Annotated in this window: 18 protein-coding genes; 13 read left to right on the top strand and 5 right to left on the bottom strand. The window is 39.7% G+C overall.

The genetic code is table 11. From position 1 onward, the window contains the following. Positions 1-48 precede the first annotated feature (48 nt). Complete coding sequence (locus tag MHH51_RS18100) at positions 49-1,620, top strand: acyl--CoA ligase (protein ID WP_339282807.1); 1,572 nt, start codon at positions 49-51, stop codon at positions 1,618-1,620. A 25-nt stretch (positions 1,621-1,645) separates the two neighbouring features. Next, positions 1,646-2,584 (top strand): dipeptidase, encoded by a 939-nt coding sequence (locus MHH51_RS18095; RefSeq protein WP_339282805.1) that lies wholly within the window; start codon positions 1,646-1,648, stop codon positions 2,582-2,584. Between the two features lie 75 nt (positions 2,585-2,659). Here the strand turns inward: MHH51_RS18095 and MHH51_RS18090 are convergent, their stop codons facing one another. Together MHH51_RS18090 and MHH51_RS18085 are read right to left on the bottom strand one after the other, a co-directional pair. After that, positions 2,660-3,526 (bottom strand): YitT family protein, encoded by an 867-nt coding sequence (locus MHH51_RS18090; RefSeq protein WP_339282803.1) that lies wholly within the window; start codon positions 3,524-3,526, stop codon positions 2,660-2,662. Positions 3,527-3,607: 81 nt separating this feature from the next. Further along, a complete protein-coding gene (locus MHH51_RS18085) occupies positions 3,608-4,069 on the bottom strand; it encodes an SRPBCC family protein (protein WP_339282801.1) in 462 nt (153 codons plus the stop codon). Between the two features lie 352 nt (positions 4,070-4,421). On the opposite strand from MHH51_RS18085, the gene MHH51_RS18080 reads away from it, so the two are divergent. After that, positions 4,422-4,622: an alpha/beta-type small acid-soluble spore protein gene (locus MHH51_RS18080; protein ID WP_040978737.1), complete on the top strand. Its 201-nt coding sequence runs from the start codon at positions 4,422-4,424 to the stop codon at positions 4,620-4,622. Between the two features lie 691 nt (positions 4,623-5,313). Next, positions 5,314-6,231, top strand: a complete 918-nt coding sequence (locus tag MHH51_RS18075; protein ID WP_339282798.1) for an aldo/keto reductase — start codon at positions 5,314-5,316, stop codon at positions 6,229-6,231. Positions 6,232-6,351: 120 nt separating this feature from the next. Here MHH51_RS18075 and MHH51_RS18070 read toward each other — a convergent pair whose 3' ends face one another. After that, entirely contained in the window at positions 6,352-7,446 is a 1,095-nt protein-coding gene (locus tag MHH51_RS18070) for a branched-chain amino acid aminotransferase (protein WP_147210609.1), read from the bottom strand. A 139-nt stretch (positions 7,447-7,585) separates the two neighbouring features. Between MHH51_RS18070 and MHH51_RS18065 the strand changes: the two genes are divergently transcribed. Beyond that, entirely contained in the window at positions 7,586-8,374 is a 789-nt protein-coding gene (locus MHH51_RS18065; RefSeq protein WP_339282796.1) for an HAD family hydrolase, read from the top strand. 105 nt (positions 8,375-8,479) lie between these two features. Here MHH51_RS18065 and serA read toward each other — a convergent pair whose 3' ends face one another. Next, positions 8,480-10,066, bottom strand: coding sequence for a phosphoglycerate dehydrogenase (gene serA / locus MHH51_RS18060; protein ID WP_339282794.1), 1,587 nt, complete (start codon positions 10,064-10,066; stop codon positions 8,480-8,482). A 3-nt stretch (positions 10,067-10,069) separates the two neighbouring features. Continuing rightward, positions 10,070-11,227, bottom strand: coding sequence for an alanine--glyoxylate aminotransferase family protein (locus MHH51_RS18055; RefSeq protein WP_339282792.1), 1,158 nt, complete (start codon positions 11,225-11,227; stop codon positions 10,070-10,072). Positions 11,228-11,746: 519 nt separating this feature from the next. On the opposite strand from MHH51_RS18055, the gene ilvD reads away from it, so the two are divergent. From ilvD to leuD, 8 genes are all read left to right on the top strand, one after another. Further along, positions 11,747-13,432 (top strand): dihydroxy-acid dehydratase, encoded by a 1,686-nt coding sequence (gene ilvD / locus MHH51_RS18050; RefSeq protein WP_339282790.1) that lies wholly within the window; start codon positions 11,747-11,749, stop codon positions 13,430-13,432. An 839-nt stretch (positions 13,433-14,271) separates the two neighbouring features. After that, complete coding sequence (ilvB, locus tag MHH51_RS18045; protein WP_147210604.1) at positions 14,272-15,993, top strand: biosynthetic-type acetolactate synthase large subunit; 1,722 nt, start codon at positions 14,272-14,274, stop codon at positions 15,991-15,993. Next, positions 15,990-16,517 carry an acetolactate synthase small subunit gene (ilvN, locus tag MHH51_RS18040; protein WP_147210603.1) on the top strand — a complete coding sequence of 176 codons (528 nt, stop codon included), beginning with the start codon at positions 15,990-15,992 and terminating at the stop codon, positions 16,515-16,517. Before ilvB ends, ilvN begins: the two co-directional genes overlap by 4 nt. Positions 16,518-16,621: 104 nt before the next feature. Next, on the top strand, positions 16,622-17,659 hold the full coding sequence (gene ilvC, locus MHH51_RS18035; RefSeq protein ID WP_147210602.1) for a ketol-acid reductoisomerase: 1,038 nt from the start codon (positions 16,622-16,624) through the stop codon (positions 17,657-17,659). Beyond that, positions 17,646-19,190 (top strand): 2-isopropylmalate synthase, encoded by a 1,545-nt coding sequence (locus MHH51_RS18030; RefSeq protein ID WP_339282787.1) that lies wholly within the window; start codon positions 17,646-17,648, stop codon positions 19,188-19,190. The genes ilvC and MHH51_RS18030 overlap by 14 nt, the downstream gene beginning before the upstream one ends. A gap of 18 nt (positions 19,191-19,208) precedes the next feature. Then, positions 19,209-20,315 carry a 3-isopropylmalate dehydrogenase gene (leuB, locus tag MHH51_RS18025; RefSeq protein WP_147210600.1) on the top strand — a complete coding sequence of 369 codons (1,107 nt, stop codon included), beginning with the start codon at positions 19,209-19,211 and terminating at the stop codon, positions 20,313-20,315. A gap of 99 nt (positions 20,316-20,414) precedes the next feature. Continuing rightward, positions 20,415-21,821 carry a 3-isopropylmalate dehydratase large subunit gene (gene leuC / locus MHH51_RS18020; RefSeq protein ID WP_339282785.1) on the top strand — a complete coding sequence of 469 codons (1,407 nt, stop codon included), beginning with the start codon at positions 20,415-20,417 and terminating at the stop codon, positions 21,819-21,821. A gap of 11 nt (positions 21,822-21,832) precedes the next feature. After that, a complete protein-coding gene (gene leuD / locus MHH51_RS18015) occupies positions 21,833-22,414 on the top strand; it encodes a 3-isopropylmalate dehydratase small subunit (RefSeq protein WP_339282784.1) in 582 nt (193 codons plus the stop codon). Positions 22,415-22,475: the final 61 nt, after the last annotated feature.

Here is a 22,475-nt window from a genome sequence, read left to right as displayed (position 1 = left end):
TATAATTACTAGAATATAGTATGAGGTACTAATCTGAGGAGGAATACGATGAAGAAATCAGATCTAATTGCACCAGAATGGTATAACATTACTTCCGAGTTTGAAAAGTATGCAGCAGATGAAGGAAGAAAAGCGATAATTTTAGAAGAGCAAAACGGGGATACGAAAGAAATTACCTATACTAACTTAATCAAGAATGCAAATAAGACTGGAAATATCCTGTTAAAACATGGATTAAAACGCGGAGATAAAATAATGATTATGCTGCCGCGCTGTATAGAGGCTTATGAATTATATATTGCAGCTTTAAAATTAGGAATCATTATTATTCCAAGCTCTGAAATGCTGCGGACGAAGGATTTGCAATTTCGTATCTCACATGGAGAAATCAATGCTGTTGTTGCGACAGAAGCTTGTGTGGAGGAATTTAAAAAGGTTGCTGAATATGAACAGTTAATTAAATTCAGCATTGGCGAAGAGATAGAAGGATGGGTATCCATTGATAAGGAGAAGAACCAGGTTTCCGATCAATTAGAAACGGTAAAAACTTCAAGAGACGATGTTGCATTTTTATCTTATACATCTGGAACGACAGGTAACCCTAAGGCAGTTATTCATTCCCATGGCTGGGGATTTGCACATATGTCCAGTGCACCGCGCTACTGGCTCAGCATTCAAGACGGAGATACAGTTTGGGCAACAGCTGCCCCAGGCTGGCAGAAATGGGTATGGAGCCCGTTTTTATCCATTATGGGAACCGGAGCAACTGCATTTGTTTATGATGGCAGATTTGATGCAGCTAAATATTTAGAGCTTTTGGAAAAGCATCAGATTAATGTGCTGTGCTGTACACCAACGGAGTATCGCTTAATGGCTAAGCTTTCCAATTTAGATGATTATCACTTAGATGCATTGCATAGCGCCGTTTCTGCCGGCGAGCCCTTAAATCGTGAAGTCATTGATAAATTCAGACAGCATTTTGACGTGACAGTCAGAGATGGATACGGTCAGACGGAAAATACATTATTGCTCGGATTCTTAAAAGGAACAGAGGTACGCCCGGGAGCAATGGGCAAACCGACTCCAGGGCATGATGTGGTTGTTATTGACGAAGATGGTCAGTTGACAAAGCCTGGTGTGGTAGGTGATATTGCTATTCCACTTGATACACCTTCCTTGTTTAAAGGCTATTATAAAGATGAAGAAAGAACAACAAGGTCACAGCGCGGAAATTATTATGTGACCGGGGATCAGGCAAGCATGGATGAAGAAGGTTATTTCTGGTTCGAAGGCCGAAGTGACGATATTATTATCAGCTCCGGCTATACAATCGGCCCCTTTGAAGTAGAGGACACTTTGGTAAAACATCCTGATGTAAAAGAATGTGCTGTTGTTGCAAGCCCAGATCCGATAAGAGGAAATGTAGTGAAGGCATTTGTTGTTTTACAGGATAATATTATCGGGAACGATGAAGTAGTGGAGACCCTGCAAAGTTATGTGAAGCACGAGATCGCGCCTTATAAATATCCGCGGAAAATCGAGTTTGTTTCTGAATTACCAAAAACAACCTCAGGTAAAATTCGTCGCATAGAGCTTAGACAGCAAGAGTACAGTAATTAATTCATCTAAAGTGAGGTAATAGGAAATGAAGGTAATTGATACACATTGTGATGCGTTATTAAAGCTTCAGACAGCCAGCCTGGAGCAAAGAAAACTTGATTTTCGAGACGCACCGGAGATAGAAACAAACCTGAAACGACTGGAAGAAGGAAATGTCAGTGTCCAGTTTTTTGCAATTTTTGTGAATCCGGAAACAGTTACTACAATAGATCAATGGAAGTATGCAGAAGAACAAGCAAACCTTTTTCATGAAGAAATTGTTGGAAAGAATGAGAACGTAAAGTTTATCCATGACTGGAAGGATATTCACACACTTGGTCCAGGTGAAATCGGTGCGGTGTTAACTTTAGAGGGAGCAGAAGCTATCGGCAATGATATCGAAAAGCTCCAAAAACTTTATCAAATGGGTGTGAAATCCTTTGGACTGACCTGGAATCCTGCCAATCTATGTGCAGATGGTGCCGGGGAGCCGAGAGGGGCAGGACTTACAACACTCGGAAAGGAAGTTGTCCAGTTAAATAATAAGAATAAAGTTTTAACAGATGTATCTCATCTCTCCGTTAAAGCTTTTTGGGATGTGATGGAACTTGCCAATTATCCAATTGCTTCGCATTCCAATGTCCGGGCAATTTGTGATCATCCCAGAAATTTATACGATGATCAGCTGAAAGCTTTGATTGCTAAAAATGCGCCTATTCATTTTGCGCTCTATCCAGTCTTTCTGAAAAAAGATGCAAGAACGGCAACAGTTGCTGACCTTTGTGAACATATTGACCACGTTTGTGCTCTTGGCGGAGAAAAAAATATCGGCTTCGGCTCTGATTTTGATGGGATAAGCTGTTATATTGATAATATCACTAATTCATCAGGCTACGATTATTTACTGAATGAATTACAAAAGCATTATTCAGAGGAGCAGGTTAGAGGATTTGCTTATCAAAACTTTATAAATATGCTTCCTTAGCTGCTGTATGGAGACTAAAAAAAGCTGGAATATCAGGATGTTTTCCCGATATTCCAGCTTTATTAAATTTGTAAGTTAAAATTTTTGCCCATAATATTTATCAAGTGAGAAGCCTCTCCCGAGAATTTCGGAAGCACTGATAAAAATAGTGAATGCTTCCGGAGTTTCTTCCTGCAGTAATTTTTTCAGTTTAACTGCTTCTGTCTGTTCCGCCACACACAAGATCATCGTTTTATCCAGTTTTGTGTAACCGCCGACAGACCGTATTTTTGTAAGCCCCCGGTCAATGCCGTTCTGGATAAGCTGCTGTACCTTTTCTTCCTCATCAGTAATAATCATCACCAGCTTTGTTGCAGAGGTACGTAATTGGACAATGTCTATTGCTTTACCGCTGATATAAATTGCCATTAACGCAAATAATGTAAGCTCAAAGCTGAATACAAAAATAGAAGTGATAACAACGAGTCCATCTACAATAAATTGTGAATAGCCGCTGGAAATACCAGTGAATTTCTTCACAATTTGAGCAATAGCTGCTGTACCTCCGGTTGATCCATTTCCTTTGTAGACAATACCCAGACCGGCCCCTAGAATAAGTCCGCCATATAGTGCACTTAAGAATGGATTGGTAACCGTAATGGGAATATCAGCTGACAAAAAAATAGCGAGAGGAACCCAAAAAGTCCCTACAAGCGTTTTAATGCTGAAATCCTTTCCCAAGGCAATCCATCCAATAATAAAAACAGGAATATTAATTACGAATTGACTGAGTGCAGGGTTAATAGCGTACAGCTCATAAAGAATGGTACTGATTCCTGATAGGCCACCGGCAGCTAATCGCGCCGGCAGGAAGAAGATATTATATGCTAATCCGACAATGGTTGCTCCAATAATAATATAGGCATATTCTTTAAATACAGTAGGTTGTTTTGCTTGATCCATGTGCATATTTCCTTTCCCGACAATGATAATGAAACCTATATTAATGTATCACTGTTGGGAGAAAGAGTAAACTGCATGCATTTAAAGTGATAAAGCAACATAATCTGCCTCTTTTAAAGGCTTTATAATGCGCTGAACAAATTTTTCAAGCAATGCTGGAAGAAGAGAGCCGATAAGTGGTGCGCTTATTTTCCCAGTAAGCCCTTTTAATTCAAGTTCCAATAAACAGGTCAGTTCGGAGGAACGGGAAGTGAGCCCGGAAAGCTTAAAACAGCCGCTTCCTAAACACCGGTTTTCAGAATCACGAACCCGGAATTGAACGGTAGATGGAGACGTCATTTCCACGATTCTGACATACAGTTTGAGATCCTTAGTGATTGTGCCGACTTTCCCATGCAGCTCCCAAATCGAGTCAGCTGTGGATACTTTCTTATGTGTTTGATAACCAGGGACCTGCTTTGCCCAATGAGACCAATCTTCTAAATAACTCCATACCTCTGATTGGGGCAGGTCAATGTTGACGCTGTAATCTGCTTTTAACATCAAGTGTTCCTCCTTAAAAATTCCTTTAGTTCGAGTTCAAAAAGTTCAATAAATAGGACCAAGAAATTCGTTAACGCGGAAATTCGCCGTGTCATTTTTATTGGACTTTTTGAAGATCCTCTTGTAGTTTTTGAATCACTTGATATACTTATGTACTATTTAATCCACTTATGCAAAAACTTTTCATTTGTCTTAAATACTACATAATTCGTTTCCTGATTGTAAATGTTAATCATTGTGTACTGAAAACGGTTAAGAAGGTAAAATCTTTTGGTATAGTTTATTGCGTTCTGCACAAGATAAAAGCAAGCAAGTATTACACTTGCTTTCGAATAAAAGGGGAGGGTCTGAGGTGGCTGACAAACGAAGAAATGCGTTGTTAGTACCGCAAGCAGAGCGTGCAGTAAATCAGATGAAAGAAGAAATCGCTGATGAAATGCATGTGAATTTAGGAGCTGATACCACTGCCCGTGAAAACGGTGCAGTCGGTGGTGAGATGGTTAAACGAATGATTCAAATGGCTGAGGGCAGCATTGCGAATCAAAAAAAATAATCAACTTACAGCTTTAAAAATTTACCCCGATTTATTGTGATAATAGAAAATCCTGTAGAGAGAACTAGTTTTTCTCTACAGGATTTTCTTATATTTTTAAAAGAATAAGAAAGCAAATAAAATTGTTGAAGGTAGCCGCTCCAGAAATACGCTACGCTTTTCGTGGGTCCCGAGCTCAGCCTCCTCTAAAAAGACTTAGCGATTGGCAAGCAGACAGGCGCAGACAGAGCTAAAGTCGCACTTATGCCTGCGGCAGAAAAAAGAAGAGTACTTTTTTTCTGTGGGGTCTTCCCACTGGGACTGCGATTACTCGTCCCACCGAAGACATTTGCGCATTCCCACAGGAGTCTCCGTGTATTTCTTCCACTAGAAATAGCATAAATTTTTTGTAAGAAAGTAAAAGAAACATATTTCATATAGATGGAAGCTACTTCCCGGAGCGGAGAGCTCTTTGGCAAGAGCACCAGTATTTTAAAGACCAAATGATTTTCATGGTTTTTCTTAAGTGAATTATATAAATTGAACTAATTTATTTCTCTTTAACTTCTAGCATGTGTTCTTGATTCACGCGGATGGATCAAATCAAGGGCAGTGAAGAGGTATTACGAACAAGATATCTAATAAAAACAAATCCGGAATATTATCGGTATTGTCGAACCTTGTGATAAAATGTAAGAAGGAGGTAGATATTATGAAACGTATACAATTAGGAAATAGTGAATTATCTGTTCCAGTCATTTCTTTAGGCTGTATGGTCATGCACCAGAGCACGAAAGAGGAAGCGAATAAAGTGATTCATAATGCATTAGAGCATGGAATCGACTTTTTTGATCATGCTGATATTTATGGAAAAGGAAAATCTGAATCAGTATTTGCAGAAGCGATTGAAATGAATCCGTCTATCCGTGAAAAATTGATTATTCAGTCAAAAGCAGGGATACGCAGTGGATTTTATGACTCTTCCAAAGAATATTTAATTTCATCTGTTGAAAATAGCTTAAAGCGCTTGAAAACAGACTACTTAGATGTGTTTCTTATTCACCGCCCTGACGCCCTTATGGAACCGGAAGAAGTAGCAGAGGCGTTTTCAAATCTGGAAAAAAGCGGTAAAGTCCGACATTTCGGTGTGAGTAATTCCCGGCCGCGTCAGATTGAACTGCTGAAAAGGTATGTTGATCAGGAATTGGTAGCCAATCAATTGCAATTAAGTATCACAAATTCTGGTATGATTAATCAAGGATTGTATGCGAATACATCATTTGATCAGGCAATGGATTTTGACGGCGGGGTTATCGATTACAGTCAGATAAATAACATGACTATTCAGGCCTGGTCGCCGCTTCGGTATGGATTTTTCGGTGGTTTTATCATGGACCGTGATGCATATCCAGAATTAAATAAGGAACTGGATAAGCTTGGGGAAAAATATGGCGTGGCACGTGAAACGATTGCCATAGCATGGATTTTACGTCATCCGGCTAATGTACAGACCATTATCGGTACAATGACACCAAAACGTCTGACAGAAATGGTAAAAGCAGCTGATATTACATTGACAAGAGAAGAATGGTATCAATTGTGGCAGTCTGCCGGTAATAAATTACTATAAGTAAATGGTAAAAAAATCGATATAGCATACACGGTATATTTGATTTAATACGGTATCAATTCTTAAATTTATATAAACTAAAAAACCAGACCGGGAGTAATACCCGGCCTGGTTTATTTATTAATGTTTCACAGTGCTTCCCGTTTCAATGTTTTGCATCCAGTTAAATGGATCTTCTATATGACCATATTGGATACCTGTAATCGTGTCATAAAGTTTTTTCGAAATTTCTCCCGTTTTCCCTTCATTGACAACCATTTGTTTATCTTCCCATTTTAATTCACCGATTGGAGAGATAACTGCAGCAGTTCCAGAACCGAATGCTTCTTCTAATTCTCCATTTTTATAAGCCTCGTAAAGTTCTTCAATAGAAATACGTTTTTCAACTACCGGGATATCCCAGTAATTTAATAATTCAATTACACTGGAGCGGGTAATACCTGAAAGAATGCTTCCATTTAGTTTGGGTGTAACAATTTCTCCATTAATTTTGAAGAAAACATTCATGCTTCCAACTTCTTCAATATATTTTTTTTCAACACCGTCTAACCAGAGAACCTGCGTATAACCGGTTTTTGCAACTATTTCCTGTGCTTTTAAGCTGGCTGCATAGTTACCGCCGGTTTTTGCTTCACCCATACCGCCTTTTACAGTACGGACATATTCATTTTCTACAGCAATCTTAACCGGGTCAAGGCCTTCTTTATAATAAGCGCCTACTGGAGAAAGAATAACAATAAATTTATAATGTGCAGCTGCAGATACGCCGATGTAAGTTTCTGTAGAAATAATAAAAGGACGAATATATAGCGATGTACCTTCTGTATGAGGGACCCAATCACGATCAATTGAAACCAGTTGTTTAATTGCTTTTAAAGCAAATTCTTCGTCAATCGGAGGGATACATAAACGATCATTCGATCTGTTTAAACGTTCCATGTTTTTCTCTGGACGAAATAACTCAATGCTTCCGTTATCCGTACGATAGGCTTTTAAACCTTCAAAAACAGATTGTGCATAGTGGAATACCATTGCAGAAGGTTCAATTTGTAGTGGTTGATATGGTACAATGCTCGCATTATGCCACCCTAACGGTTCTGAATAATCCATCACAAACATATGGTCCGTGAAAATTTTACCAAAAACTAATTGATCATCCTGTGGCTTTTCTTTTTTTGTTTCACATCGTTGTACGCGAATAGTTTGTTCTTCCATATCAAAAGTCTCCTTGCCATTGATTAAATTTCTATATATCATAAGACATATGAAAGATTTTAGCAAGACTAAATTTTAAATTAATTTATTAAATTATGATTACGCGTACTAATTAAATAACAAAGCGGGGATATAAATAATGAAAAAAATGGTATTATTTGATTTAGATGATACACTGCTGTGGGATAAAAAAAGTGTCAAGGATGCTTTCAATTTGACGTGTCAGCTTGCGGAAAAGGAAGCAGGGATCTCGCCAGAGGAATTAGAAAAAAATGTTCGCGATCGAGCCAGAGAACTGTATGCTTCTTATCCGACTTATACATATACGCAAAAAATTGGAATTAACCCATTTGAAGGACTGTGGGCAACCTTTGATGATCCTGGAGAGGAATTTCAACAGCTCAGGGACATCGCTCCGGTATATCAAGAAAAAGCCTGGCGGGCGGGTTTAGAAGACACCGGGGTAAATAATCCTAAACTTGCTAAAAAACTGGCTAAAGCTTTTCTGACTTATCGGATAGAGAGCCCTTGTTTATTTGAGGATGCACTTACAGTTCTTACAGAGCTTGAGAAGGATTACCGCCTTGCACTAGTTACAAATGGCTCTCCAAGTCTCCAGAACCTTAAATTAGAGATTTCACCTGAATTAATACCGTATTTTGAAAAAATATTTATTTCAGGTGATATTGGTACTGGAAAGCCGGATCCAGAGATATTTAACGTTGTTTTAAAAGCATTAGATATTAAAGCAGAAGATGCAATAATGGTAGGAGATAATCTGAATACAGATATTATTGGGGCGAACCGGACAGGTATTGAATCCGTCTGGCTTAATCGATTTGATGCAAAAAATAATAGTGCCGTTGAGCCAGATTTTGAAATAAAATCACTTAAAGAACTGAAGAATATCCTGCAAACTTATAGTTAGGGGTGCAGCAGGAGAATTAAATATTGCATAGGAAATCAAAAAGACGTCTTTAACCAGATATGTACCGGTTAAAGACGTCTTTGCGTAATGAAAAGAGTTTTTTTCTTATAAATCAATTGCAGTGACAGATTTAATTTCATCCAATAGTGCAATTTCAGCAAGCGCTTTGTCTTCTAAATGACGGTCAATAGTCAGCAGCATAATTGCGTTGCCGCCTACATCGGAACGATCCACCTGCATGGTAGCAATATTAATATTATGCTCTGCAAAGGCACTTCCCATGCGTCCGATAACACCAGGCTGGTCAATATGCTGAATGACAACCATGTGGCCTTCCGGTGTAGCATCAACCTGGTAGTCATCTACACGGACAAGACGCGGTCCCAGACCGTTTAAAAGCGTACCGGAAACTTTTCTGCTTCCAGAAGCCCCAATCACTTCTATGGTAATCAGGTTTGTAAATCCCTTTCGTGCAGATCTTTTACTTTCGCTGACAGTAATTCCTTTACGATCAGCCAGATATAATGCGTTGACATCATTTACACGGCTGCCCAGGTAACGTTTTAAAATTCCTTTCACTGCATTACGTGTGACAGGGCCTGATTCTATTTCACTTAAGTCTCCAGAATAGCTAATGCGAATCTCACTGATAACTTCATTCGCTAAATCAATAATAAACGTACCGAGCTTTTCTGCTAAATAGAAATAAGGCTCGATTTGATGCATCGCTTCACTTGGAATAGAAGGAAGGTTGACTGGATGACGTACGGCTTTTCCTTCTAAGAAACGGATAACATCATGACTGACATCAACAGCGACAATTTCCTGGGCTTCTACTGTACTTGCACCTAAATGCGGTGTAGCAACAACCTCTGGCAAAGTAAGCAGTTTATGCTCTGTAAAAGGCTCCTGCTCAAATACATCCAGTGCTGCTCCAGCCACTTTTCCAGAAACAATGGCATCATATAAAGCATCTTCATCAATAATTCCGCCGCGGGCACAGTTGACAATCTGTACACCATCCTTCATCAATTCAAAAGCTTCTGCATTAATCAGATGTCTTGTTTCTTTTAATAATGGTGTATGAACTGTTATGAAATCGCCTGCCTGAAGTACCTCTTCCAGTGTGCCGCGCTTGATTCCCATCTGCTCTGCTTTTTCATCTGTCAGGAATGGGTCGTAGGCAATAACATTCATCCGCTGACCTTTTGCACGCTTTGCTACCTCAGCGCCAATTCTTCCCAAACCGACAACACCTAATGTTTTCTGTTTTAATTCTACACCGACAAAGCGTTTACGGTCCCATTGCTTTTGCTTTAAAGCATGGAAAGCCTGCGGAATATTTCTGGATAGGGACATAATCATTGCAACAGTATGCTCCGCAGCAGAATTGGTATTTCCATTTGGTGCATTTACTACAATAATTCCATTTTCTGTTGCGGCATCCAAGTCAATATTATCTACTCCGACTCCTGCACGTCCGACAATTTTTAAGCGTGCTGCTTTTTCAAGTAAAGGACGAGTTACCTGTGTCTGACTGCGGACTAATAAAGCATCAAATTGATCGATATTCTCCAAAAGCTCTGTTTCATCCCAGCCTGGATTTTTAACGATCTCAATATTTTCCGCCTCTCTTAACGGTTTAATACCTTCTTCACTTAACGGGTCACTAATTAGAACACGATATGTCATGGCTTACTTTTCCTCCTGTTGCAAATAAATTTCTTGAGCTGCCTGAACACCCTTACCAAGCTGAATATCTTTTCCTATTTTCATAAGACCGATCTCGAGCAGGCTGATAGTTTGTAACACATCAGCAGGAGAACAATATCCCATATGGCCAATTCGGAAAATAGAACCCTTCATATGCTGCTGACCGCCGGCTAGAGTCAGGTTGAATTGTGCTTTTACTACGGAACGCAGTGCTTCTGCATCAAAATCAGCCGGATGGACAGCTGTTACGGTTGGGGAAGCATCTTCATCCGTTGTTAATAAAGGAATATCTAAAGCTTTAAAAGCAACTCTTGTCATGTCACGCATTAAGATATGGCGCTGATATACATTTTCCAATCCTTCTTCTTCCATCAGAGTCAGGACCTGTTCCAGACCGAATAAAAGAGAAAGAGCCGGAGTATAAGGTGTGGAAACTTTTTCTAAGTTTTTTCGGTAGACACGCATGTCTAAATAAAAACGCGGCTGCGGATTTTCCTCAATTACCTTCCATGCCCGCTCACTTGCTGCAATAAACATCAGACCAGCCGGCAGCATAAACGCTTTTTGTGATCCAGTTACATAGATATCAACACCCCACTCGTCCATGCTGGCTTCCACACCGCCAAGACAGGATACACCATCAACAACGAGAAGTGCATCAGAAGATTCATGTACGGTTTTAGCCAGGTTTTCGATTGGATTTAATACACCCGTAGAAGTCTCACAATATGTAGCAAAGACGACCTTGATTTCCGGATGCTCTTGTAAATACTCTTGAACTGTTTGGGGGTTAATTGCTTCTCCCCACTCTACATCAATCCGATGTAATTTTAATTGAAAAGCTTGACATATCTTTGCAAAACGATCGCCAAATGCCCCACTGACGATAACAAGAACATCATCTCCTGGATGTGCTGCATTGCTGACAGCCATTTCTAATCCTGCTGTACCGCTCCCGGCAACAGGAATAACATCCTGCTTTGTTCCAAACACTGATTTTAGCTTTGGAAGAATACGTTCTAATAATTCTTTCGTTTCTTTCCCGCGGTGACCTATCATTGTCTGGTTCATTGCGCGCCCGACACTTGGGGGAATAGGACTTGGTCCGGGTATTCTTAGGATGTGCTGATCTTTTAGCATGAATGGTAAGCTCCTTTGAAATAAATTTAATAAATGGATATCAAAATAATACCAATCGGGCATTATTAGATATGATAGCAACTCTTCATGAACCCAATCTTTTATAAAAATAAGTAATGTCCTTAGAATAAATCAATTGATTTGTTTATTAACAAACAATAAATTATTTTTTATAAAGATAAGATACTTTCAGTAAGTTAAAAACGGATGTTGTTTGATTATTTTTTGATAACATACGGATATTTTAACATAAAAGTATTTGAAAATGCAGATTCATATGAAAAAGTATTTCTTACCAATATAGCAACATCCAATGTATTGTCAATATAAAGTTTCGTATTGTATAAGAACAACAGATCAAAGGTTCATATGATAATAGAGAATATTATAAGAACAGAATTGCTTCACTATAATAGAGAAAACGCTTCCCTTAATATCTGTAAAAAAAGAAAAAAACACTAAATAGATTGAACTATGGGAATATTATACCTATAATAGGGCGAAAAGGAAGGTGTAAAAATGGGGAAAGATTTAAGAACAAAAAGTAAAGCTTTTGATGGCACTATGCGTGCTCCAAATAGGGCAATGCTGCGTGCTGTCGGTGTTACTGATGAAGACTTTAAAAAGCCGATGGTCGGAGTTGCCAGCACATGGGCCGAGGTAACGCCATGTAATATACATTTGAATGATTTAGCATTAATTGCTAAAAAAGGTGTGCGTCAAGCCGATGCGGTACCATTGATTTTCAATACGATTACGGTATCAGACGGGATTTCCATGGGAACACAGGGGATGCGCTATTCTTTGCCAAGCAGAGATCTTATCTCTGATTCAATTGAAACAGTTGTCGGCGCAGAGAATCTGGATGCCCTTGTTGCGATTGGAGCTTGTGATAAGAATATTCCCGGGTGTATGATGGCTATTGCCAATTCTGATGTTCCGGCTATTTTTGTATACGGGGGAACCATTGCACCAGGTAATCTTGATGGGAAGGATCTTGATATAGTTTCTGTATTTGAAGGTGTCGGACAGCATAATGCAGGAAAAATTGATGATAAGCAATTGAATCGCATAGAATGCCATGCCTGTCCAGGTGCAGGGGCGTGCGGCGGAATGTATACCGCGAATACAATGGCTTCCGCGGCAGAAGCAATGGGACTGAGTTTGCCGGGAAGTTCTTCCAATCCGGCAGAATTTCAGGAAAAACTGAAGGATGTGGAAGCAGCTGGAAAAGCCATTAGAACATTGCTGGAAAAAGAGATTTATCCAAAAGATATTATGACGAAAGAAGCCTTCGAAAATGCGATTACCGTTGTTATGGCACTTGGCGGTTCTACGAATGCTATTCTTCACTTATTAGCAGTGGCTCATGCAGCAGAAGTAGACTTGACTATTGACGACTTTAACCGTATCCAGGCAAAAGTACCTCATCTGGCTGACTTGAAGCCGAGCGGCCAATTTGTATTTCAGGACCTTCACAATGTCGGCGGGGTCCAGGCAGTGATGAAGCTCCTTTATGAAAATGGCTATCTTCACGGAGATTGTATGACAGTAACAGGAAAAACAATCAAAGAGAATTTAGAAGATGCTCCATCATTAAAAGAAGGTCAAAAGGTAATTATGCCATTAGACGAACCGAAAAGAGAAGATGGACCATTGATCGTTCTAAAAGGGAATCTTTCCCCAACTGGTGCAGTTGCAAAGGTATCTGGTGTTAAAGTAACCAGACATACCGGCCCTGCACGTGTATTTGATACAGAAGCAGAGGCAACAAAGGCTGTAATGAGTAATAAAATTAAAGACGGCGATGTGCTTGTTATCCGCTATGTAGGACCAAAAGGTGCGCCGGGAATGCCGGAAATGCTGTCTATTTCCAGTATTCTCGTAGGTAAAGGAATGGGAGAGTCTGTTGCTTTATTAACAGATGGACGTTTTTCTGGCGGTACACATGGTTTAGTAGTTGGACATATTTCACCAGAAGCTCAATCTGGCGGCCCAATTGCACTTCTCGAAGAAGGGGACAGTGTCACCATTGATTCATCTACAAAAGAGATCTTTGTGGACCTTTCCGATGAAGAATTGGACAAGCGCCGGCAAGCATGGAAAGCACCAGAATTATATAAAAAAGGTATCTTAGGCAAATACGCACATAATGTAAGATGTTCTTCTCTGGGTGCGATTACGGATTATTTGAACCGGGATTAAAAATAGGTTCTATGAACAGAATGAATGATAAGTGCCATTGCACAATCAAGTAACTGATTGTGCAATGGCACTTTTATGTAATTGGAAAAATCTTTCCTGAGGGAGATTTGACGTAACAATGATAGTATTCATTGATTAAGTATATGATTAAAAATTTGGGAGATTTCATTTTAGGATTACCAGATATAAGTAATAAAAAAGTATCTCTATAATTTTCAAACAAAAAACAAACTGTAATATAATTTTAAAGAAAAATGCGAGTGTAACGCATAACAACAATGAAAACGCATACATAAAATCAGACTAAATAGAATTATTAAAAAAATTACAAAATACTATTGACTATCATACGGAAACAAGATATGATTGTTCGCAATATAAGATATTTCTTAACAAAACAACTTTTAAGATAATGAGAAGTTGTTACTTCACAAATATAATTAATACGTTGACGGGAAAAAAGGAAAAGACGAATAGCTTTTACAGAGATCTGGGGTTGCTGGAAGCCCAGAATTGCTACTTATTCCGACATCGTCCCTGAGTGTCACATGGAAAGGAACATTCCAATTATATGTGACCAGGTGCATGGTAATCAATGTACCTGTTATCAAACATAGCTCTGGCAGCTATTGAGGCAAAGTTTGAAAGAACTTTGCGAAACTGGGTGGTACCGTGAAAAGCAGATCCTTTTCGCCCCATACATGATAGAAACACATGTACATGGGGGGGAAAGGGTCTTTTTTTATTATTTTAAATAAAAACTTCCAAACCCGCATTGCAGGAAATAGTTAGTTTAATCAAAAGGTTCAGTTTTTTAAGAAAAAAGGAGGGGCATTGTTGTGAAAGTTAATGCAAATCAAGAAGTAGAAGTGAAGAGCAATTTGGTCACAGGATCTGATTTGTTAGTTCAGGCATTAGAAAAAGCAGGCGTTGAAGTTGTATTTGGGTACCCGGGGGGTGCTGTTTTACCAATTTATGACGCACTGCATCGAAACGATACATCCTTCAAGCATGTACTTTCGCGACATGAGCAAGGCTCCATACATGCAGCGGAAGGATATGCAAGAGTATCAGGAAAACCGGGCGTTGTTATAGCAACTTCTGGTCCGGGAGCAACTAACTTAATTACAGGCATAACAGATGCCATGATGGATTCCATTCCACTTGTTGTATTCACGGGGCAGGTTGCAGAGCAGGTTATTGGAACAGATGCTTTTCAGGAAGCGGATATGATAGGAATTACTACACCAGTTACCAAGTACAATTATCAGGTTAATAATATTGCAGATTTACCGAGAATTGTGAATGAGGCATTTCACATTGCAACTACAGGCAGACCGGGACCGGTTGTGATTGATATTCCTAAAAGTATCTCTGAAACAGTTACTATTAATGATTATGAGGATGATTTTTATTTACCCGGCTATCAGCCGACTGTTTATCCGAATCCGATGCAAATCTCAAAGATAACAGATGTGCTGAGCAAAGCGGAAAGACCAGTATTGCTTGCCGGAGCAGGAATTCTGTTATCTGGTGCAACAGAAGAGTTAAAACAATTTGTTAATAATTGGGAGATTCCGGTTGTTACGACACTGCTGGGTCTGGGGAGTTATCCCGGCGGCGATAATTTATCGCTTGGCATGGGCGGAATGCATGGAACATACACAGCGAATACAGCAATCTATGAAAGTGATTTGCTTATCAATATCGGAGCACGATTCGATGATCGTTTAACTGGAAATCTGCAGCACTTCGCTCCAAATGCAAAAGTGGCTCATATCGATATTGATCCTGCTGAAATAGGAAAAAATGTGAAGACAGCTATTCCGATTGTGGCAGATGCAAAGCAGGCATTGAATGTGCTGCTGCAGCAGGAAGTGAAACGTGGAGATTATACGAAATGGCTGGATAAATTAAAGAGCAATCAAAAGAAATATCCACTTTGGTATGACCGGGGCGACAGTCCAATCAGTCCGCAATGGCTGATAGAGCAGATTCATGAGAAGTCTAAAGGAGAAGCAGTTGTAACAACAGATGTTGGACAGCATCAAATGTGGGCAGCTCAATTTTATCCTTTTAAAAACCCTGACAATTGGGTAACCTCTGGGGGACTCGGCACCATGGGATTTGGCTTTCCTGCTGCAATTGGCGCACAAATCGCCAAACCGGATCATCTAGTTATATCTGTAGTAGGAGATGGCGGTTTTCAAATGACATTGCAGGAGCTGGCTATCTTGAAATCTCAAAATCTGCCAGTAAAAGTTGTTATTTTAAATAATGATGCGCTTGGAATGGTAAGACAGTGGCAGGAAACATTTTATGAGAAACGCTACTCACACTCCTTATTTTCAGAAAACCCTGATTTCGTGAAACTGGCGGAAAGTTATGGAATTAAAGGAATGCGTGTATCAGATGAAAAAGATGTTCCGAAAGTTTTGGAAGAGGCTTTTTCACATGATGGTCCTGTTGTTATTGACTGCCGTATTGACAGAGATACATGTGTATATCCGATGATTGCACCGGGTAAAGGAATGCACGAAATGATTGGGGTGACAAAATGAAACGCATAATCATTGCCACAGTACAAGATCGTGGCGGGGTGTTAAATAGAATAACTGGCATGCTGAACCGGCGCCAGTTTAATATTGAAAGTATTTCTGTCGGAGCTTCGGATGTGAAAGGTATTTCCAAAATGACATTTGTCGTTGAAGTTTCCGATAAGCAGAAGCTGGAGCAATTAACAAAACAGCTGAACAAGCAAATCGATGTGATTAAGGTTTTAGATGTCACAGATAAAGCAATTGTGACCAGGGAGCTTGCTTTAGTAAAAGTTGTTGCTACCAATCAGACAAGAGCAGAAATTATGACATTAATCTCTGCATTCCGTGCAGATGTTATTGATATCAGCAAGGATAGTCTGACAATACAAGTTACCGGGAAGCCGGAAAAGGTCGATGCGTTAATTTCATTGCTCAGACCATATGGAATTAAGGACTTAACGAAAACTGGATTAACAGCATTTCCAAGAGGTTATCAGCCTGAACAAGGTTTTAGTGAGCTAAATAGTATTTCAGCTCACGGATAATAGAAAGACAGGAGCTTCTGTTAAGAACGTCCAAAGGACAATACAGAAGTCATCATATCCTGTGAAATTAAAAAAATAGATAAAGATGAGAGGGAGATTACATTATGGCAAAGGTATTATACAACAAGGATATTAATAAAGAGGTACTAAGAGATAAAAAAATCGCAATCATTGGATATGGTTCACAAGGTCATGCACATGCAATGAACTTAAGAGATTCCGGTTTTGAGGTAGTTGTTGGTTTACGCCCGGGGAAATCACAGCAAAAAGCAGAAGCAGACGGCTTTAACGTATATTCTGTAGCAGAAGCAACAGCTCAGGCAGATTTAGTGATGGTATTGCTTCCAGATGAAATGCAGCCACAAGTATATCAAGAAAGCATCAAGGATAATTTACAAGAAGGAAATGCACTTGCATTCGCTCACGGATTTAATATTCACTTTACACAAATCGTGCCTCCTTCTAACGTAGATGTTTTCTTAGCAGCACCAAAAGGACCTGGACATCTTGTACGACGTACATTTGAAGAAGGTGCCGGTGTACCGGGATTATACGGAATTGAACAAGATTATACTGGAAATGCAAAAGATATAGCACTTGCATACTCTTATGGTATTGGCGCAGCCAGAGCCGGTGTATTAGAAACAACCTTCCAGGAAGAAACAGAAACAGATCTGTTTGGAGAGCAGGCTGTATTATGTGGTGGAGCAACAGCACTTGTAAAAGCAGGCTTTGAAACATTAACAGAAGCTGGCTATCAGCCAGAGGTTGCATACTTTGAATGTTTACACGAATTAAAGCTGATTGTTGACCTGCTTTATGAAGGTGGATTGGAAAATATGCGTTATTCTATCTCTGATACTGCACAATGGGGAGACTTCGTATCTGGTCCGCGTGTTGTTGATGAAGGAACGAAAGAGCGCATGAAAGACATTCTTTCTGATATCCAAACTGGTAAATTTGCGAAAGAATGGATTTCTGAAAATCAGACTGGCCGTCCGCAATTTAATGCAATTAACCGCCGTGAAAATCAACATCAAATTGAAGTTGTTGGAAGGGAGTTACGTGCTTTAATGCCATTCATTAAAAATCCAATTAGTGATGATGCAAAAAAGGATGAAAAAGCACATGCCAATAATTAAGTTTTTTGATACAACTCTTAGAGATGGCGAACAGTCACCTGGAGTTAATTTGAATAAAGAAGAAAAATTACAGATTGCCAAACAGCTTGAAAGATATGGAATGGATCGGATTGAGGCTGGATTTCCAGCCTCCTCCAAAGGAGATTTTGAAGCTGTTCAGGCGATTGCCCAAAATATAAAAAAATCAACTGTTCTTGGTTTAGCCCGCACTGTTAAATCGGACATTGATGCAGTTTATGAAGCAGTAAAGGATGCCGCTAAACCGGCTATCCACGTATTTATTGCTACATCTCCCATTCATATGAAATATAAGCTGAAGAAGTCTCCTGAGGAAGTTGTCGAAACGGCTGTGAGCATGGTTCGCTACGCAAAGGAAAAATTTAATCATGTCGAATGGTCTGCGGAGGATGCGACTCGTTCCGACAAAGCCTTCTTAGCAGAGATTATTGAAAAGGTCATTGATGCAGGAGCAACTGTCATTAACCTGCCGGATACCGTTGGTTATGCAACGCCGGAGGATTATGGCAGCATGTTCCGTTATATAAAAGAAAATGTACTGAATATTGATAAAGTAGAATTATCCTGTCACTGCCATAATGACCTGGGATTAGCAGTAGCTAATACACTTTCTGCTATTCAAAATGGCGTAACTCAGGTAGAAGGTGCTATTAATGGAATCGGAGAGCGGGCAGGAAATGTAGCGTTAGAGGAAGTTGCTTTAGCATTACATGTACGCTCTGATTATTTCCCATATGCATCAAGTTTGAAATTCGATGAAACGAAACGAACGAGTGATCTTGTGTCTAAATTGACAGGAATGTATGTGCAGGCAAACAAAGCGATTGTTGGAAGAAATGCTTTCTCTCATGAATCAGGCATTCACCAGGATGGCGTCCTGAAGCATGCAGAGACGTATGAAATTATCACACCGGCGCTGGTCGGAGTAACTCCAAATACATTATTCCTCGGCAAGCATTCCGGAAGACATGCTTTTAAAGATAAAGTGAATACCTTTGGAATTGAATTAACAGAAGCAGAGTTAAAAGAGGCTTTTGAACAATTTAAACAGCTGACAGATCATAAAAAAGAAGTAACAGACGATGATATCTATGCTATTGTAATGGAAATCAAAACAGATTCCTCCAACATTGATAAATACGAATTAATTCAATTCGGCGTATCCTATGATACACAGGATACACCATCTGCAACAGTTGTTTTAAAAGCTCCAAACGGGGTGAATGTAGAAGCAACAGAGTACGGAAGAGGAAGTGTCGAAGCGCTGTATAAGACAATTAATTCTTTAATAGATGAAGAAATCACTTTGACAGATTACCAGCTGAATTCTGTCGGCGGCGGAAAAGATGCCCTGGCAGAGGCACATGTGCAAATCAAAATAAATGAACAAATTAACAATGGCCGCGGCGCAGCACAGGATGTCCTGCAGGCTTCAGCCAATGCACTTATTCAAGCGATAAATCGCTATTATGTTCAGAAAAAAGCAACTATTAAACAGCTCGTTCACGAGTGAAAAGAAGGAGAAATAATAATGGAAAAGAAAATCGTCCTGTTACCTGGAGATGGAATCGGTAAAGAAATTATGGAGTCAGCTAAAAAGGTGCTCGCAGCAATTGAAAGTGAATATCATCATGATTTTGTTCTCCAGGAGTGTGCTATTGGCGGAGATGCTCTTGACCGTTATGGTGTGCCATTACCTGATGATACACTAAAAGCATGTGAAGAAGCGGATGCTGTTCTCTTGGGCTCAGTCGGAGGTCCGAAATGGGATAATCAGCCGCCTGAATTCAGACCGGAGAAAGGGCTGCTCGGAATTCGTAAAGGCTTAGGATTATTTGCTAATCTGCGCCCTGTTAAATCATTCCCATCCCTTTTGCATGCTTCTCCTTTAAAAGAAGAGATTGTCAAAGACTCAGATATGATGATTGTTCGTGAACTGACTGGCGGTTTGTATTTTGGCGAACCGAGGGAACGCAGAAACAACGGAGAGGATGTCGTAGATACGTTAGCCTATTCAAGACAAGAGATTGAAAGAATTGTTGAAAAAGGCTTCGAATCTGCACAAATCCGTAATAAACATTTAACCTCGGTCGATAAGGCAAATGTATTAGAGTCGAGCCGGATGTGGAGAGAAATTGTCAATGAGAAAGCAGCTGACTATCCAGACGTAAAAGTAGAACACTTGCTGGTAGATGCAGCAGCAATGAAGCTTATTACAAATCCGAGCGGCTTTGATGTTATTGTAACAGAGAACTTATTCGGTGATATTTTAAGTGATGAAGCTTCTGTTCTGACAGGGTCACTGGGAATGCTCCCATCAGCAAGTGTCCGCACAGATGGCCTGGGCATGTATGAACCGGTTCATGGTTCCGCTCCTGACATCGCTGGAAAAGGAATTGCAAATCCAATCGGAATGATTCTGTCAACTGCATTAATGCTCGAATATTCTCTAGGAATGAAGGAAGAAGCAAAAGCAATTGAAACAGCAGTAATGGATTGCCTGGAGCAGGGCTATCACACATCAGACTTAAATATAAAAGATGGAAAACAAATGAGTACAGAAGAAATAACAGAAGCGATAATCGAGAATTTAACTACGAAATGTATTTCTGATTCTATTTGTAGCTCTTATGTATAAGAGGATGTTCAAAAAAACGGTAAAAAGGACTTTTTGAACACTCATTATAAAGAGATTCCGGTATTAAAAACAATATATATCGTTTCGGAGGTGTAAAAAATGGGAAAGGCTTTGACAGCTTTTGAAAAAATTTGGAATAAGCATGTTGTAAAAGAAGAGGAAGGAAAGCCGGCTCTTTTATATATTGACCAGCATCTTGTTCATGAGGTAACGTCTCCGCAGGCGTTTGAAGGTTTAAGATTAAATGGACGGAAGGTTAGACGTCCTGATCTTACTTTCGCTACAATGGATCATAATGTTCCTACTATTAATAGAGAGAATATGAAGGATGAAATCTCTATCAAACAAATGGAAGCATTAAAAAAGAATTGTACAGACTTTGGAGTAAAGCTGGCAGACATGTATCACCCGGATCAGGGTATTGTCCATGTTATCGGACCGCAGTTAGGTTTAACCCAGCCGGGAAAAACGATTGTCTGTGGAGACAGCCACACATCCACACATGGAGCATTCGGAGCATTTGCATTTGGGATTGGAACAAGTGAAGTAGAGCATGTGCTGGCAACACAAACAATCTGGCAGGACAAACCGAAAACTTTAAATGTAAAAGTTATTGGAGATTTAGGTACTGGTGTTACTGCAAAAGATTTAATCCTGGCTATTATTGCAAAATTCGGTGTCCGTTTTGGAACGGGATATGTGATGGAATATACAGGAGAAGCTATCCGCAAATTAACCATGGAAGAAAGAATGACAATTTGTAATATGTCTATTGAAGCTGGAGCACGTGCCGGTTTAATCAGTCCAGATGAAACAACTGTAGAATTCCTGCGCGGTCGTGAAATGGTTCCAAAAGGAGAGGCATTTGATGCGTTAGCAGAAGAATGGCTTGCTTTGGCAACAGATGAGGATGCAGAATATGATCACACTGTTACAATACATGCAGATGAAATTGAACCTCAGGTAAGCTGGGGTACGAACCCGGGAATGTGTGTGCCAGTAAGCGCTGCTACACCTGTTATTAAAGATGCTGAGTATCCTGAGGAAGTTGAGCGAGCACTAAAATATATGGATTTAAATGAAAACCAGCCAATCACATCGATTGAGGTGGACCATGTATTTATCGGCTCCTGTACAAATTCCCGTCTAAGTGATCTGAAAAAAGCATCTAAGATTGTAGAAGGCAAGAAAGTCAAAGAAGGCATTAAAGCGATTGTTGTGCCGGGATCATTCTTGGTTAAACAGCAGGCAGAAGAGATTGGCCTGGACAAAATATTTATAGATGCAGGGTTTGAATGGAGAAATTCAGGCTGCAGTATGTGTCTTGGAATGAATGATGATATTGTTCCAGCAGGCGGCAGATGTGCATCAACGTCAAACCGGAATTTTGAAGGAAGACAAGGGAACGGGGCGCGTACACACTTGGTAAGTCCAGAGATGGCAGCAGCAGCAGCGATTGAAGGACATTTCGTTGACGTGAGACAATTTGTCGGAGTACCGAGTTAGGAGGAATAAGCATGGAACCATTTAAAGAACATAAAGGAATTGCTGCTCCGTTGAATCGTGGAAACGTGGATACCGATCAGATTATTCCCAAGCAATTTTTAAAGCGTATTGAACGTACAGGATTTGGAGAGTTTTTATTTTTCCATTGGCGTTTTGATGATGATGGAAATTTACGTGATGACTTTGTCTTAAACCAGCCCAAATATGAAAATGCTACAATATTGTTAGCTGGTGATAATTTTGGATGTGGCTCATCCCGTGAACATGCACCTTGGGCATTAGAGGATTACGGTTTTAAAGTCATCATTGCTCCTGATTTTGCAGATATTTTTTATAATAATTCGTTGAAAAACGGCATATTAGTAATAAAAATGAATGAAGAACAGGTTCAGCAATGGATGAAAAAAGCAGAGCAGGGATTAACATTAGATGTTGATTTAGAAAAACAGGAAATTACAGATACAGATGGCACCGTAGTTTCATTTGATATTCCGCCTTATCATAAGGAGAAACTTCTTAACGGCTGGGATGATATTGCGTTGACTCTTCTAGAGGAAGATGCGATTCAAGCATTTGAAGAAAAACGTGCTTAAAAAATGCTAAGTACAGAAAAATATGAGAAAATAGAGATATAGAAAGAAGATTAGAAACAAT

The organism is Oceanobacillus sp. FSL K6-3682, from assembly GCF_037976165.1.
GTDB classification, from domain to species: Bacteria; Bacillota; Bacilli; order Bacillales; family Amphibacillaceae; genus Oceanobacillus; species Oceanobacillus sojae.
Note: the sequence above shows the minus strand (reverse complement) of the source record. Positions and strands in the feature narration are given on the sequence as shown.

What these genes read in the sequence shown, in the direction of transcription:
- MHH51_RS18100 (WP_339282807.1), top strand. Translation starts at nt 49, where the DNA reads ATGAAGAAATCAGATCTAATTGCACCAGAATGGTATAACATTACTTCC.
- MHH51_RS18095 (WP_339282805.1), top strand. Translation starts at nt 1,646, where the DNA reads ATGAAGGTAATTGATACACATTGTGATGCGTTATTAAAGCTTCAGACA.
- MHH51_RS18090 (WP_339282803.1), bottom strand. Translation starts at nt 3,526, where the DNA reads ATGGATCAAGCAAAACAACCTACTGTATTTAAAGAATATGCCTATATT.
- MHH51_RS18085 (WP_339282801.1), bottom strand. Translation starts at nt 4,069, where the DNA reads ATGTTAAAAGCAGATTACAGCGTCAACATTGACCTGCCCCAATCAGAG.
- MHH51_RS18075 (WP_339282798.1), top strand. Translation starts at nt 5,314, where the DNA reads ATGAAACGTATACAATTAGGAAATAGTGAATTATCTGTTCCAGTCATT.
- MHH51_RS18070 (WP_147210609.1), bottom strand. Translation starts at nt 7,446, where the DNA reads ATGGAAGAACAAACTATTCGCGTACAACGATGTGAAACAAAAAAAGAA.
- MHH51_RS18065 (WP_339282796.1), top strand. Translation starts at nt 7,586, where the DNA reads ATGAAAAAAATGGTATTATTTGATTTAGATGATACACTGCTGTGGGAT.
- serA (WP_339282794.1), bottom strand. Translation starts at nt 10,066, where the DNA reads ATGACATATCGTGTTCTAATTAGTGACCCGTTAAGTGAAGAAGGTATT.
- MHH51_RS18055 (WP_339282792.1), bottom strand. Translation starts at nt 11,227, where the DNA reads ATGCTAAAAGATCAGCACATCCTAAGAATACCCGGACCAAGTCCTATT.
- ilvD (WP_339282790.1), top strand. Translation starts at nt 11,747, where the DNA reads ATGGGGAAAGATTTAAGAACAAAAAGTAAAGCTTTTGATGGCACTATG.
- ilvN (WP_147210603.1), top strand. Translation starts at nt 15,990, where the DNA reads ATGAAACGCATAATCATTGCCACAGTACAAGATCGTGGCGGGGTGTTA.
- ilvC (WP_147210602.1), top strand. Translation starts at nt 16,622, where the DNA reads ATGGCAAAGGTATTATACAACAAGGATATTAATAAAGAGGTACTAAGA.
- MHH51_RS18030 (WP_339282787.1), top strand. Translation starts at nt 17,646, where the DNA reads ATGCCAATAATTAAGTTTTTTGATACAACTCTTAGAGATGGCGAACAG.
- leuB (WP_147210600.1), top strand. Translation starts at nt 19,209, where the DNA reads ATGGAAAAGAAAATCGTCCTGTTACCTGGAGATGGAATCGGTAAAGAA.
- leuC (WP_339282785.1), top strand. Translation starts at nt 20,415, where the DNA reads ATGGGAAAGGCTTTGACAGCTTTTGAAAAAATTTGGAATAAGCATGTT.
- leuD (WP_339282784.1), top strand. Translation starts at nt 21,833, where the DNA reads ATGGAACCATTTAAAGAACATAAAGGAATTGCTGCTCCGTTGAATCGT.